Source organism: Marinomonas phycocola (assembly GCF_047525455.1).
GTDB lineage: Bacteria > Pseudomonadota > Gammaproteobacteria > Pseudomonadales > Marinomonadaceae > Marinomonas.
Genome location: NZ_JBLIXL010000010.1, coordinates 43763 through 58599, shown reverse-complemented (window position 1 = coordinate 58599; position 14837 = coordinate 43763). Strand labels below are relative to the sequence as shown.

Annotated in this window: 14 protein-coding genes, 1 tRNA gene and 1 pseudogene; all 16 read left to right on the top strand. The window is 40.2% G+C overall.

Translation table 11 applies throughout. The annotated features are described in order from the left end of the window. Window positions 1-28: 28 nt before the first annotated feature. The 16 genes and pseudogenes from ACMUMJ_RS09460 (at window position 29) to ACMUMJ_RS09385 (ending at window position 14837) form a co-directional block, all read left to right on the top strand. A pseudogene (locus tag ACMUMJ_RS09460) lies at window positions 29-1045 on the top strand (IS110 family RNA-guided transposase). Window positions 1046-1512: 467 nt separating this feature from the next. Continuing rightward, the gene (cysD, locus tag ACMUMJ_RS09455; RefSeq protein WP_414678590.1) at window positions 1513-2424 is read left to right on the top strand and encodes a sulfate adenylyltransferase subunit CysD; all 912 of its coding nucleotides are present in this window, start codon (window positions 1513-1515) and stop codon (window positions 2422-2424) included. A gap of 107 nt (window positions 2425-2531) precedes the next feature. Then, window positions 2532-4145 (top strand): sulfate adenylyltransferase subunit CysN, encoded by a 1614-nt coding sequence (gene cysN, locus ACMUMJ_RS09450; protein WP_414678589.1) that lies wholly within the window; start codon window positions 2532-2534, stop codon window positions 4143-4145. Between the two features lie 307 nt (window positions 4146-4452). Then, on the top strand, window positions 4453-4935 hold the full coding sequence (locus ACMUMJ_RS09445; RefSeq protein ID WP_414678588.1) for an FKBP-type peptidyl-prolyl cis-trans isomerase: 483 nt from the start codon (window positions 4453-4455) through the stop codon (window positions 4933-4935). Between the two features lie 112 nt (window positions 4936-5047). Further along, window positions 5048-5533 (top strand): GreA/GreB family elongation factor, encoded by a 486-nt coding sequence (locus tag ACMUMJ_RS09440; protein ID WP_414678587.1) that lies wholly within the window; start codon window positions 5048-5050, stop codon window positions 5531-5533. Between the two features lie 304 nt (window positions 5534-5837). Then, on the top strand, window positions 5838-7607 hold the full coding sequence (gene aspS / locus ACMUMJ_RS09435) for an aspartate--tRNA ligase (protein WP_414678586.1): 1770 nt from the start codon (window positions 5838-5840) through the stop codon (window positions 7605-7607). A 160-nt stretch (window positions 7608-7767) separates the two neighbouring features. Next, entirely contained in the window at window positions 7768-8328 is a 561-nt protein-coding gene (gene ruvC, locus ACMUMJ_RS09430) for a crossover junction endodeoxyribonuclease RuvC (protein WP_414678585.1), read from the top strand. Continuing rightward, entirely contained in the window at window positions 8325-8933 is a 609-nt protein-coding gene (ruvA, locus tag ACMUMJ_RS09425; protein WP_414678584.1) for a Holliday junction branch migration protein RuvA, read from the top strand. Before ruvC ends, ruvA begins: the two co-directional genes overlap by 4 nt. Further along, complete coding sequence (ruvB, locus tag ACMUMJ_RS09420; protein WP_414678583.1) at window positions 8933-9946, top strand: Holliday junction branch migration DNA helicase RuvB; 1014 nt, start codon at window positions 8933-8935, stop codon at window positions 9944-9946. The genes ruvA and ruvB overlap by 1 nt, the downstream gene beginning before the upstream one ends. 9 nt (window positions 9947-9955) lie before the next feature. Further along, window positions 9956-10636 (top strand): protein TolQ, encoded by a 681-nt coding sequence (tolQ, locus tag ACMUMJ_RS09415; RefSeq protein ID WP_414678582.1) that lies wholly within the window; start codon window positions 9956-9958, stop codon window positions 10634-10636. Between the two features lie 35 nt (window positions 10637-10671). Next, on the top strand, window positions 10672-11064 hold the full coding sequence (gene tolR / locus ACMUMJ_RS09410; RefSeq protein WP_414678581.1) for a protein TolR: 393 nt from the start codon (window positions 10672-10674) through the stop codon (window positions 11062-11064). Continuing rightward, window positions 11064-12086: a cell envelope integrity protein TolA gene (gene tolA, locus ACMUMJ_RS09405; protein WP_414678580.1), complete on the top strand. Its 1023-nt coding sequence runs from the start codon at window positions 11064-11066 to the stop codon at window positions 12084-12086. The genes tolR and tolA overlap by 1 nt, the downstream gene beginning before the upstream one ends. Continuing rightward, window positions 12086-13378 carry a Tol-Pal system beta propeller repeat protein TolB gene (tolB, locus tag ACMUMJ_RS09400; RefSeq protein WP_414678579.1) on the top strand — a complete coding sequence of 431 codons (1293 nt, stop codon included), beginning with the start codon at window positions 12086-12088 and terminating at the stop codon, window positions 13376-13378. The genes tolA and tolB overlap by 1 nt, the downstream gene beginning before the upstream one ends. A gap of 20 nt (window positions 13379-13398) precedes the next feature. Beyond that, window positions 13399-13956, top strand: a complete 558-nt coding sequence (pal, locus tag ACMUMJ_RS09395) for a peptidoglycan-associated lipoprotein Pal (protein WP_414678578.1) — start codon at window positions 13399-13401, stop codon at window positions 13954-13956. A gap of 2 nt (window positions 13957-13958) precedes the next feature. Beyond that, window positions 13959-14717, top strand: a complete 759-nt coding sequence (gene ybgF / locus ACMUMJ_RS09390; protein WP_414678577.1) for a tol-pal system protein YbgF — start codon at window positions 13959-13961, stop codon at window positions 14715-14717. Window positions 14718-14761: 44 nt separating this feature from the next. Beyond that, a tRNA-Lys gene (locus tag ACMUMJ_RS09385) sits at window positions 14762-14837 on the top strand.

Here is a 14837-nt window from a genome sequence, read left to right as displayed (position 1 = left end):
GGGTGGCTAAACAAAGAGGCGAACCATCATGTTTAATATTAAAGTCATTGGAATCGATTTAGGCAAATCTTCTTTTCATATTGTTGCTCACGATCATGCTGGACGAGAGCAATATCGAAAGCGTCTTACACGAACTAAGTTACTCGAACATCTCGCGAATACCCCTTCGACAACCATAGCTATGGAATCCTGTGGCGGTTCTCATTGGCTTGCTCGTCAATGCCAAAAGTTTGGTCATGATGTCAAGCTCATTCCTCCTCAATACGTGAAACCGTACGTAAAAACCAATAAAAATGACTATATTGATGCAGATGCTATTGCGGAAGCGTCAATGCGTCCAAACATGCGATTCGTCAGTATTAAATCGGAAGAAGCTCAAGTGATCGCCGTTATTCATAAAATACGTTCGAGCTATATCAAAGAACGAACAGCCTGTATGTCGAGAATAGGCGCTATTTTATTGGAATTTGGATTAAGCCTTCCGACAGGTCATAGTAAGATGAAGTTATTGTTCCAATGGCTGGCAGAGAAAAATGTGCCATTACCTCCTATGCTCATGCAGGAGTTGATAGGGCATCATGAGTATTACCAGTATCTCAACGAACGAATCGTTAAGCAGGGCGAGAAGCTCAAAAAATTGGTTGATAGCAATAGCAACGCCCAACTTATTATGTCGATACCAGGAGTGGGTACATTAACCGCCGCCCAGTGTTTATCTGATATTCCAAACATTAATGAGTTTAAAAATGGACGACACTGAGCGGCTTGGCTAGGGCTGGCTCCACGCCAATATTCTACGGGAGGGAAGCCAACCTTGTTGGGAATCAGTAAGCGAGGAAATAAATCTCTCCGGACACTCTTTATTCATGGGGCCAGAACGATTCTATCGAGGTTAGAAAAAGCTCAATCGATGTTTGGGCCGTGGGTCATGGAATTACGAGCGAAAAAGCCATTTAATGTTGCTGTCGTGGCGCTTGCGAATAAGTTAGTACGGATTGCTTGGCCAGTGTTAAAAACAAAACAATCGTTTGAAATAAGAGTATAACCCGAGTTTGCAGATGATAAAGAAGATGACAGAACGGTCAGAGCACTAGATTGAAGACCTGACATAAAAAACAGCAGACAATGCTATGGGCTTTTTGAGGACAATCTAGCGCGGATCTCATCGTGGAGCGAGGCGAAGCCTAATAACGACTCCGAATACATTAGCGCAAACCAACCTCGTTATCGAAAATATCATTTGCAATAACGAGGCGGACCATACATTTTTATGTTCAATGGTAGTGTTAGTTCTTCTTTGGTTTTGTTCTTCGAAGATGAGTTATTGGGGGCATACTGTTGGTATTGTTGTGATTAAATTAAGGCGTATAGGGTCGTTGTTTACAGTAAAACTCTAATATATATATTCCTTTAAGATCTTAATTTTATTTTTTTAATAACTTAATGGTATGTTATGGTTGGTATAAATAGAGATAAACCAAACGGATACGACTTTTATTGAGACACAATATTATGACCACAGAGGCTAGACTCACTCACTTGAAACAACTTGAAGCTGAGAGTATTCACATTATTCGTGAAGTTGCAGCGGAATTTGATAATCCAGTCATGCTTTATTCAATAGGTAAAGATTCAGCGGTTATGCTACATCTTGCTATGAAAGCATTTTATCCTGGAAAACCACCATTTCCTTTATTGCACGTCGATACCGGCTGGAAATTCAAGGAAATGATCAAGTTTCGTGATGAGTTGATGTCCAAGCTAGGCTTGGAGCTTTTGGTCCATCAGAACCCAGAAGGAATCGCCCAGGGCATCGGCCCATTTACTCATGGTAGCTCCAAGCATACTGATGTGATGAAGACCCAGGGGTTAAAGCAGGCTTTGGATCAATATGGTTTTGATGCTGCTTTTGGTGGTGCTCGTCGTGATGAAGAAAAATCACGGGCGAAAGAAAGAGTCTATTCGTTTCGTGATAAACAGCACCGTTGGGACCCAAAGAATCAGCGTCCTGAGTTATGGAATATCTATAACGGAAAAATAAATAAGGGAGAAAGTATTCGAGTCTTTCCTTTATCTAACTGGACTGAGCTGGATATTTGGCAGTACATATACTTAGAGAACATTGATATTGTTCCTTTGTATTTCTCTGAAAAGCGCCCGGTAGTAGAACGTGATGGTACGTTAATCATGGTTGATGATGAACGTATGCCGCTAAAAGAAAACGAAGTGCCGATGATGAAATCTGTGCGCTTTAGGACATTAGGATGTTACCCGCTTACCGGAGCGGTAGAGTCTGAAGCAAGTACGTTACCAGAAGTTATCCAAGAAATGTTGCTGACTAAAAGCTCTGAGCGTCAGGGTCGTATGATAGATCACGATTCTTCTGGCTCGATGGAAGAGAAGAAAAAGCAGGGTTATTTCTAGTTAACAAAACATGTCTCCTGCTCTACTTTGTTTTTATGAATAGGTGTTATAGCAAAGTAGGGGTATTTCCATGGGAGAGTATTGAATGTAAGGTTTCGGAGTAAAAAATGTCTCATCAATCAGAATTGATAAACCAAGATATATTAAGCTATTTAAAGCAGCATGAAGAAAAAGACATGTTACGTTTGTTAACGTGTGGAAATGTTGATGATGGAAAAAGTACGCTTATTGGGCGTTTGCTGCATGACTCGAAATTGATTTTTGAAGATCATATGGAAGCGGTTAAACGTGACAGTAAAAAATCAGGGACACAAGGTGAAGAAATCGATTTAGCTTTATTGGTTGATGGTTTGCAGGCTGAGCGCGAACAAGGAATCACTATTGATGTGGCTTATCGTTATTTTTCTACTGAAAAGCGTAAATTTATTATTGCCGATACTCCTGGGCATGAGCAATATACAAGAAATATGGCAACAGGTGCTTCGACTTCGGATCTTGCTATTATTTTGATTGATGCTCGATACGGTGTTCAAACACAAACTAAGCGTCACAGTTATATTGCTGCTCTTCTTGGTATTAAGCATTTAGTTATTGCTGTCAATAAAATGGATTTAGTTGATTTTTCAGAAGACCGATTTAACGAGATTAAAACGGACTATATGGCATTTAATGGCCAGCTTGGTGGTCGTGCAGTAGGTGATATTAACTTTGTTCCTTTATCGGCATTACAAGGTGATAATGTTGTCAACATATCTGAGCATACGCCTTGGTACAAAGGCGATTCTCTAATGTCGATACTTGAGAATGTGAAAATTAATCGAGACGTTAAGCGTGATGCTTTTAGGTTCCCAGTTCAGTACGTTAATCGCCCGAATCTAGATTTTAGAGGTTTCTCTGGAACGATTGCTTCCGGATTAGTGAGACAAGGTGATGAAATTATTGCTTTACCTTCTGGTAAATCCAGTAAAGTAAAAGCGATTGTTACTTATGATGGTAACCTTGAAGTCGCCAAGTCTGGGCAAGCCGTAACCATTACCTTAGAAGATGAAATTGATGTGAGTCGTGGGGATATGTTGGCTCATAAAGGTGATGAACCTTTGATGGCTGCGAGTTTAAGGGCCTCTATTGTGTGGATGGCTGAACACCCCCTTATTCCAGGCAAGCTTTATAATTTCAAAGTCGGTACTCAATCGGTTCCCGGTAAGGTCCATCATTTCGAGCATAGGGTGGATGTTAATACGTTAGAGAAAAGTAATATTGATCAACTAGAGCTAAACGGCATTGCTGAATGTGTTATTCAGTTTGATGCTCCTGTTGCGTTCGATTCTTATGTTGATAGCCGTTATACAGGCTCAATTGTTGTTATAGATCGACTAACTAATGTAACCGTTGGCGCTGCAATGGTAGAAGACGTTGCTGCTGATCTAGACGCAGATACTGTTGTAACGGCAGAAGATAGAGCGGCGAGATTAGGACAAAAACCAGCGGTTATATCATTGTCTAAAAGTGCTTTAGAGCAATCTGATTCAATTGAACATGTGCTTCTTAAAAATGGCATTGTTTCTATCATTAAAGCAAACGCCACAGCGGCTGAAGTTGCTCTTTTGAAACAAACGGGTTTGATTGTGTTGATTGGTGATGAGTCATTGTCAGACTCTCATAAGGTTGAAAGCAAGCTTGATGATCTTGTTAGTAGTATTATTGAGCAAGTACGATTGTAGCGTTAAGAAAAGTGATGTGATTAGGTATTATTGAATTAATGTAAGTTCGTAAAAAATCCCAGTGTAAGCTGGGATTTTTATTTGAGCATTTTATCAGTATTGAGAAACCAGAGTTTTAGAGAAAAAAGACGTATTTTTTAACTAAATCAAAATGGAAAATCGTGTTTTAAGGTAGTTTTCGAAAAAATTGACAGCTATTATATGTTCAATTATCTAACAAGGTACGTGAAGTCTCACAGGTTTGGGCGGCTTTTACTGAATGAAAGTTTCGTTCCTCATATCTACAAATGAAAGTAAGGAAGTTACAATGCAAATAGCGTTAAATACTGTAGTCAGTATGCACTATACCTTGGTTGATGAAGAAGGTACGGAGCTGGATTCTTCAATTGGTCAAGAGCCGTTGGTTTTTTTGAGTGGTGCTCAAAATATTATAGATGGTCTTGATAAAGCACTTCAAGGGAAGCAAGTTGGTGATAAAGAGTCTGTTTCTGTTTCCCCTGAAGAAGCTTATGGCCCTGTTTATTCAGAAATGGTTCAAGAAGTGCCACGTGATAATTTTCAAGATGTTGATGTTATAGAGATCGGCATGCAGTTCATGGCTCAAACTCCAGGCGGTGAGCAACCTGTAACGGTTATTGCTGTTGGTGAAGAAGGTGTAACCCTAGATGGTAATCATCCTTTGGCTGGAAAGACATTGAATTTTGAAGTTGAAATTATGGATGTTCGTGAAGCGACTCAAGAGGAGTTAGATCATGGGCATGTCCATGGAGAAGGCGGTCATCATCACTAGGCTTCTATTAAAATAATTGAATTTATTTAGTGGCGCTTTTTGCGCCATTTTTATTTTAAATAGGCTGCTTTGTATTCTTGTTGTGAACTCAAGCCTTGAAAAGTTGATATCTATGTTAAAAAAAGAACGTGTGCTTGAATGTATTAAATGGTGTCTTGATGAACGTATGGAAATGGCTAGAAAAGCGGCTTTGCAGGCGTATGAACAAGCTACAAGTCAAGAAACCATTGCAGAAAATAAGTACGATACGTTTGGATTAGAAGCCTCTTACTTAGCGCATGGGCAGTCTCAACGTGTTATTGAGTGTGAAAATGACGTCTCTGTATTCTCCAAGGAAATGGCTGTGTATAAAGAAAATCACTCTCTAATTCGTGTTGGAAGTTTAGTTGCGTTACTGAATCAAGATGATGAGACGATTCATTTCTTTATCAGTCCTGTTGCTGGTGGAACGAACCTTGTTTGTGATGGCGTGTCTATAATGCTGCTTTCAATGACGTCTCCTATGGGGAATAGTCTTTTAGGGAAAGAAGAGGGCGACGAGATCGAACTGAATGCGATTCATACTCACAAAATGTATGAGATTGAGTATTGCTTATGAATATTGAGATAATGTTTGTTTTTTTACCGTATTTGGGGCAATCATTTGACACTGTTATTGTGTAGAAGCGAATACAAATTCATCAACAAACGTCTAAATTCATAAAGGACATTGATTTTTTCCTTCGTCCTCTAGAGTGAACTCGCTTGTTCGCTTATAATGCGGGACTTTTAAAATTTGCACAGCCTAAAAGTGACAGCATCAAATCGATTTTACTGTTTAAATGTCCTCAGTAACCTGTAAAAATCGAATTTTTAGGCATTAATAAACGCTTTTACTGAGCCAGTAACAGGATATAAATATTATGCGCAGCCATTATTGCGGCGAATTAAATGCTACAAACGTTTCTCAAGAAGTCACTTTATGTGGCTGGGTTCACCGTAGGCGTGATCATGGGGGCGTTATTTTTCTTGATGTTCGTGATCGTGAAGGTATTACACAGGTTGTTTTCGATCCTGACCGTGCAGAAAGCTTTGCTCTAGCAGACAGTGTTCGTAATGAATATGTTGTTAAATTGACGGGGAAAGTGCGTGCTCGCCCTGAAGGTACCGTTAATCCGAACATGTCTACTGGTGAAATTGAGATTTTAGGGCTTGAGTTAGACGTTCTAAACGCATCCGTTACGCCTCCTTTTCAGTTGGATGAACATCAATCTGTTGGTGAAGATGTTCGCTTGAAAAATCGCTTTATCGATTTGCGTCGTCCTGAAGTTCAACAAAAATTACGTTTCCGCTCAAAGGTAACATCAGTATTGCGTCGTTATCTTGACGATAATGGCTTCTTAGATATTGAAACGCCTATTTTAACGAGAGCAACACCTGAAGGTGCGCGTGATTACTTGGTGCCAAGTCGTACTCAGCAAGGCAATTTCTTTGCGTTACCTCAATCGCCGCAGTTATTTAAGCAGCTGTTGATGGTTTCGGGTTTTGATCGTTATTATCAAATTGCAAAATGTTTCCGTGATGAGGATTTACGTGCAGATCGTCAACCAGAATTTACACAGGTTGATATTGAAGCGTCATTCATGACAGAAGAAGAAATAATGCAGATGGCGGAATCTATGATTACTGGCATGTTCAAAGAGCTCATGGGTGTTGATTTGGGTACCTTCCCTCGTATGCCTTATTCTGAAGCAATGGAAGCATACGGTTCAGATAAGCCAGATTTACGTATCCCATTAACGATTGTTACTGTTTCTGATTTGATGACAGATGTTGATTTTAAAGTATTCTCTGGCCCTGCTAAAGATGAAAAAGGCCGTGTTGCTGCATTAAAAGTGCCGGGTGGAAATGCGCTAACCCGTAAACAAATTGATGAATATACTAAGTTTGTTGGTATTTATGGTGCGAAAGGTCTGGCTTATATCAAGGTAAACGATAAGTCTAATCTAGAGGAGGGCTTGCAGTCTCCAATTGTTAAGTTTTTACCGATCGAAGTGCGTCAGCAATTGCTTGATCGACTTGACGCACAAGATGGCGATTTGATTTTCTTCGGTGCAGATTCTGCAAAAGTAGTGAATGAAGCGTTAGGCGCTCTACGTTGTAAAATCGGTGAAGATCTTGATTTATATACAGCGAAATGGGCTCCTCTTTGGGTTGTTGATTTTCCAATGTTTGAAGAGACGTCTGATGGTGGCATTACTGCAATTCACCACCCATTCACAGCGCCATCTTGTTCCGCAGAAGAACTTAAGGCGAATCCACTAACGGCGCTATCTCAAGCATACGATATGGTTTTAAATGGTACGGAGTTAGGTGGTGGTTCAATTCGTATTCATAAAGGCGATATGCAGGAGGTAGTATTTGAGCTGTTGAACATTTCATCTGAAGAGCAAGAAGAGAAGTTTGGCTTCCTATTGGATGCTCTGAAATATGGTGCTCCAACTCACGGTGGCTTGGCATTTGGCTTAGATCGTCTTGTGATGTTAATGACAGACTCTCAATCTATTCGTGAGGTCATTGCGTTCCCTAAAACACAAAGTGCAACGTGTTTGTTAACTCAAGCGCCTGGTGATGTAAGTGAAAAGCAACTAAAAGAGTTGAGTATTCGCGTTCGTAAGCCTGTTGTTGAATAAAATTGATGTTGTTAGATGAAATGTTATTAATATTATTTTATTTGCATTAATTGTAAAGAAATCATAAAAAAGGTCGCTTACTGCGGCCTTTTTTAATTATGATTAATGATTAAGTGAAATACTGTTAAAATATACAGTTTTTAGATTGGAAGGTGGTAGTGTGTCGACGCGTATTTTGGCCATCGACCCTGGCTCAAGAATAACGGGCTTTGGTGTCATTGATGTGGATGATAGAAGTAAAATAAAATACGTAACAAGTGGTTGTATAAGGCTTCCTGATGAAGCGCTTTCTATAAGGTTAAAGAATATTTATCTCAACGTGCAAACACTTTTCGCTGAGTATCAGCCGAATGAATTTGCAATAGAAGAAGTCTTTTTGGCAAAGAATGCGAACTCTGCATTAAAGCTTGGTCAGGCTCGTGGCGCGGCGATTGTTGCTGCGGCCTTAAATGAGCTTTTTGTATATGAATACTCAGCTAAGCGTATAAAGCAATCTGTTGTTGGTAATGGCGCAGCGGAAAAGAGGCAGGTTCAGCAAATGGTTCAACTTCTGTTGTCATTAGATAGTCCTCCTCAAGTCGATGCAGCAGATGCTCTTGCTATTGCATTGTGTCATGCTCATACAAGAACGGCCGCTGGGTTAGAATATGGTGTTGGTAAACGTGCTGCGAGAAGTTCAGGGAAACGCTGGACTGAATCAGATGTAAGGAAAATGAAGTGATTGGTCGTTTAGTTGGAAAATTAATAGAGAAAATGCCACCGGATTTGATGCTTGATGTTGGTGGTGTTGGGTATGAATTAAGTGCTTCCATGACGACCTTCTATGAGTTGCCAGCGATTGGTGAAAATGTGGTGTTGTTTACTCATTATCAAGTCAAAGAAGATGCGCACTCTTTATACGCCTTTATCGATAGAGAAGAGAGAGCGCTCTTTCGCATTTTGATTAAAGTAAATGGTATTGGGCCCAAAATGGCTCTGGCTATTTTATCTAGTATGTCTTCCAATGAATTGGTAAGGTTCGTGCAAGAATCTGATGTGACGGCTTTGACGGGCATTCCCGGTGTGGGCAAAAAGACAGCCGAACGCTTAATCGTGGAATTAAGAGATAAGCTTGGTAAAGCGGCTAAGCGTGATTTGTTTTCTACGCCTGAAGTGTTGAAACAAGTTCAAACTGATCCAAGGCAAGAAGCCGAGTCTGCTTTAATTGCATTAGGCTATAAGCCTCAGGAAGCATCTAAAGCAATTGCTTTAATACCCGTTTCAAATGCAACCAGTGAAGAAGTAATTAAGGCAGCATTGAAAAATATGTTTAAAAAGGCGAATTAATGATTGAGTCAGATCGCATTGTATCGAGTGAGTTAAAGGGCGGTGAATTTCACCATGATCGTGCTATTCGTCCTCAAATGTTATCTGAATATGTGGGTCAGTCTGCAGTTCGTGAGCAAATGGAGATTTTTATACAGGCAGCAAAGCAGAGGAATGAGGCATTGGATCATTCTCTTATTTTTGGGCCTCCTGGTCTTGGTAAAACGACGTTAGCTAATATTATTGCCAATGAAATGGGAGTGGAGATTAAAACCACGTCAGGGCCTGTTCTCGAAAGGGCGGGGGATTTAGCTGCTTTACTTACTAATTTAGGTGAAGGAGATGTGCTTTTTATTGATGAGATTCATCGATTAAACCCTGCAATAGAAGAAGTGTTGTACCCAGCAATGGAAGACTACCAATTAGATATTATGATAGGGGAAGGGCCAGCGGCTAGATCTATTAAAATCGAAATCCCACCTTTTACATTAATTGGCGCAACAACAAGAGCGGGTTCGCTCACATCTCCATTAAGAGATCGCTTTGGAATAGTACAAAGGTTGGAATTTTATGATGTAGAATCTCTCACTTTCATTGTTCGTCGTTCTGCTGAAAAATTAGGTATTACTATGGATGATACAGGAAGTTTTGAGGTTGCTAGGCGCTCTAGAGGAACGCCACGTATTGCGAATCGTTTATTGCGTCGCGTGCGAGACTTTGCGCAAGTGGATGGTGATTTATGTGTGACTAAAAAGGTTGCTGAGCGTGCGCTGAACATGTTGAGTGTTGATTCTCAAGGGTTTGATCATTTGGATAGGCGTATGATGCTGACCATGATAGAGAAATTTGACGGACGGCCTGTAGGTCTAGATAATGTCGCTGCAGCGATTGGAGAAGACCGAGATACGATTGAGGATGTAGTTGAACCTTTTTTAATTCAACAAGGGTTTATCATGAGAACACCAAGAGGTCGTCAAGTAACAAAAAAGGCATACCAGCATTTTAATTATCAATTGCCATCGGATTTAACATAGAGGTAGAGAATGTCAGTTTGGGGACTTATTGCAAGTGCAAGTTTGGTTGTTCAGTTAGTAATGTTATTGCTGCTGACGGCTTCCGTTGTTTCTTGGGTTATCATATTTCAAAGAATACGCGTTTTGCGGAAAGCGAAAAAAGTTCGAAATGCGTTTGAAGATTTGTTTTGGTCTGGAATGGATCTTAGTCAGTTATATCGTCAAATTACAACAGAAGGGCGTACCGTTGATGGCATTGAAAATATATTTACGTCCGGAATTAAGGAGTTTACTCGTTTAAGACAAACGTCTAATGTCGACCCTGATGCTGTTATGGAAGGGGTTCAGCGTTCAATGCGGGTTGCTATGTTTAGAGAGGAAGAGAAGTTAGAGAGGCATTTATCGTTTCTTGCCACAGTAGGTTCAACCAGTCCGTATGTCGGGTTATTCGGGACTGTATGGGGGATTATGCATTCTTTCATTGGTTTGGCTGAAGTGCAGCAGGCAACGCTTGCAACAGTTGCTCCTGGGATTGCAGAGGCGCTTATTGCTACGGCGATTGGTTTGGCTGCTGCTATTCCTGCTGTTATTTCCTATAACCGTTTTGCTTCATTGTCCGATTCTTTATCATCAAGTTATGAAAATTTTTCTGATGAATTTGCCAGTATTCTTCATAGGAAAGTGCATGTTCGTGAGGGGGGGATTACGTAGTGCCTCGCTTAAAGAGACGTAATAAAAAGCGGCCGATGTCAGAAATCAATGTTGTCCCCTACATTGATGTGATGCTCGTACTGCTTGTTATTTTTATGATTACAGCTCCTATGTTGACTCAAGGGGTAAATGTTGAGTTGCCAAATGCAAATGCAACGCCAATACAAAACTCTGATACAGATGTTTTAATTGCATCTATAGATGGCCAAGGTAATTACTTTTTAGATTTTGGTGGATCACAAGATGCTATCAGTCTTGAAGATTTGCAGGATAAAGTAAGAAAAGTATTAACTCAAAATGCATCTCTTCCTGTTTTAGTGAGGGGAGACAAAAGTGTGTCTTATGGTGAAGTGGTTAGTTTAATGGTGGCTTTGCAGGCGGCAGGTGCGCCAAATGTTGGTCTTGTGACGGAGCCTGAGTCAAAGTAATGAAGCTGTTAAATCATAATAGTTATGCTTTACCTATTGTTCTCGCCGTGGCTTTGCATCTTCTTATCGTTTTGAGTGCTGTTTTCGCTTGGGATTTTACGGAGACAGAAGAATTGAAACCTAAGAGGGCGCCTATTGTTCAAGCGACGGTTGTGGATATAAAGCAAACTGTCATTGGTAAGCGGATTGAAGAAGAGAAAAAGGCTCAAATTAAAAAAGCACAAGCTGTTGTTGCAAAGAAAGAAAAAGAGCAAGCTAAGAAAAAGCGTGATAATGAGCGTGCCGCTTTAGAAGAGAAGAAAAAGCAACTGGCGCTTACTAAGAAAAAGCAAGAAAATGCGAAAAGAAAGGCCGAAGAGGCAAGAAAAAAACTGGAAAAAATAGAGGCGGATAACAAGCTTAAGAAAAAGCAAAAAGAAGAGGCAGCTAAACTGAAAAAGCAAAAAGAAAAGCAAGCTCAAGAACTCAAAAAACAAAAAGAAGCAGAACTGAAGAAGAAAGCGGCGGCAAAAAAAGCTGAAGAGAAAAAAAGATTAGAACAAAAGAAAAAAGCAGAAGCAGAAAAAAAGCGTAAAGAAGCGGCGAGATTGGCAGATGAAGAGAAAAAACGCCAAGAAGAGTTAAGGCGTAAGCAAGCAGAGGATCAGAAAAAACTGGCAGAGCAGCAAATGCTTCAGGCGCTCGCTGAGGAAGAATCAAGAGAGAGAGACATTGCTGAGCAGCAAATGGTTCAGTCATTAAGTTCCTTGATTAACGATCGGGTGGCTCGAGCTTGGATACGCCCACCAAGTGCTAGAAATAATATGAAAACTTTCTTAAAGATCTTCTTTTTACCTACAGGGGAAGTGAGTCAAGTTAATATTGTTGAAGGAAGCGGTGATGCTCTCTTTGATCAAAGGGCAGTGGATGCTGTAAAGCGTGTTGAAAGGATCGAGGAGCTAGCAGATTTGGATTCTTACGTTTTTGAGCGTAATTTCCGACAAGTTGATTTAATTTTTAATCCACAGGATTTGAGGCGTTAATGAAAAAAATACCATTATTGTTACTTTTTTGTGCTCTTTGGTTTTCGAGTTTCGCTCGTGCTCAATTAGTCATCGAAATTACTAATGGCGCAGATCAACTGTTGCCAATAGCCGTGGTTAAATTTGGGAGGCAAGGGACAGAGATTTTACCTGATATTGCTCAGATTGTTGAAAACGATCTTAAAAGAAGTGGTTTGTTTTCTGCAATACCAAGAAATGTCATGTTGAGTCAGCCAACAAAAAAAGAGGATGTTTTTTATCGGAACTGGCGTTTATTGAAAGCGGATTATGTATTGATAGGGTCCGTAAAACTACTTTCTGGTGATACATATGAAGTCGAGTTTGAGTTGCTTAATGTGCTGGCTCAAAAAAATGTTCAAAATAGAGAAAGTATTAAGGTTAAGAAAAGTAACTTTAGAGACGCGGGGCATTACATTAGTGATAAGGTATACGAGCTTTTAACTGGTGTTCGTGGAGCATTTAGCACTAAAATTCTTTATGTGACAGCTGAAGGCGATAAGGCTGCTCCAACATTTCAATTGCAAGTAGCTGATGCTGATGGTTTTGATCCTCAGGTTATTGTTGAGTCAAAGGAGCCTATATTGTCTCCGTCGTGGAGTAGTAATGGGCGTTTTATTTCGTATGTTATGTTTCGGGAGCGTAGGCCGAATATATTTATTCAAGAATTAGCAACAGGAAAGCGTCAAAAAATTGCTCAGTATAAGGGGCTTAATGGCTCTCCTTCTTGGTCTCCAGATGGGAAAAAATTAGCATTAGTCTTGTCGAAAGATGATAATCCAGAGATATATGTGCTGGATATTGCTACACAAAAGCTAGATAGAGTAACAAACCATTATTCAATTGATACAGAACCAAGCTGGGATCCAGATGGTAAGGGTATTATTTTTACTTCGGATCGGGGAGGGAATCCTCAAATCTACCGCGCGGATCTTCAGACCAAATCTGTTGAGCGTATTACCTTTGAGGGAGAGTTGAACTCTAGGGCAAGGATGACGCCCGATGGTCGTTTTTTGGTGACGGTTCAAAAGAATAATGGGCAATATAATATTTCATTACAAGACATGAGGTCGGGTCGGGTGCAGGTACTAACGGAGACGTATTTAGATGAGTCCCCAAGTATTGCTCCGAACGGTAGTATGGTCATGTATGCTACTACACATAATGGTAAAGGTATTTTATCCGTCGTTTCCGTTGATGGATTGGTTAAATATAGGTTACCATCAGCAGCGGGTGAAGTAAGAGAGCCCGCTTGGTCTCCTTATTTCAAATAGATCACTTAAAGGAGTGAAGAATGAGTATTACAAAATTAGGTAAAATTGCAGTAGTTGGTTTGTCAGCGGCTTGGATCGTGGGTTGTAGTACAACAGCTTCCGAAACTGATTCTTCTGCATCAACTGTAGAAACGTCTGAATCTACAGATCAGGCTTTTGGTGCTGGTGATGATGGTTCTTTGACAAGTGTTATTATTGCCGATGATTCTGCAAGCACAAATGCAAATGGTATGGACATGCTTGATGGTGTAGAAACTGTCTTTTACTTTGATTTTGATAAATCAATTGTGCGTCCTGAGTCTCGTGAAGCATTAACTAAACATGCTCAGTTTTTAGTTGCCAATCCAGATGCTCGTGTTGTACTTGAAGGTCATGCGGATGAGCGTGGGACTAGAGAATACAATATGGCATTGGGTGAGCGTCGCGCTAAAGCAATTAGTCGTTATTTGACTATTCAAGGTGTTGCAGCTTCTCAAGTTGAGTCTGTAAGCTTTGGTGAAGAAGTACCTGTAGCATTTGGGCACGATGATAACTCTTGGAAGCAAAATCGCCGTGTTGAAATTCGTTACGAAAAATAATCATGATTGATGCTTTTAAGCTTCGCTCTTTTGCAATGGTGCTGTCTTTGACAGTGCCATCTGCTTTAGTTTATGGAGCAGATAATAATGGGTTAACGCCTGCCGCCGCCGCAGATCTTCTATACCAATTGGAAAGCTTGCAAGTTGAAGTTTCTCAATTAAGAGGCAAGGTTGAAGAGCAATCTCACGAACTCTCGAAAATGAAACGCAGTCAATTGGATCGTTATATTGATTTGGATAAAAGACTGACTTTATTATTGAATAAACCGTCTCCAGTATCGATAACCGAACCAATAAAGGCGTCTACACCGTCAAATATTGTTGTTGCCCCCCCAGTATCAAATGCAGTCATTGTGCCTGCACCTATTCAAATTGAGAAACCGACCGCTGAAATTCAGAGTGTGTATCGATCCGCTTATGATTTAGTTCGTAGGAAGGATTACAAAGCAGCCGACGCAGCGTTTACTGCCTTTGCAAGTAAATATCCTAGAAATGAGTTAACAGGAAATGCTTATTACTGGTTAGGTGAATTAAAACTTGTTCTCGGTAATAAAGAGCAAGCACTTGAAAACTTTGCTGTTGTGTCTTCACGTTTTTCAGGGCATGCAAAAGAAGCGGACGCTCTTTATAAATCAGGTATTATTTATGATCAACTCAACCAGAAAACGAAAGCAAGGTCGTTACTTTCTCAAGTTATTGATCGCTACCCTGATACAAATACATCAAAACTAGCATCGGGTTATTTATCTAATATAAAATAATTTCTTGTGTTTTTTTTGTAATTCTATACTATGCGTTACCCCGTGGGTCGTTAGCTCAGTTGGTAGAGCAGTTGACTTTTAATCAATTGGTCACTGGTTCGAATCCAGTACGACCCACCA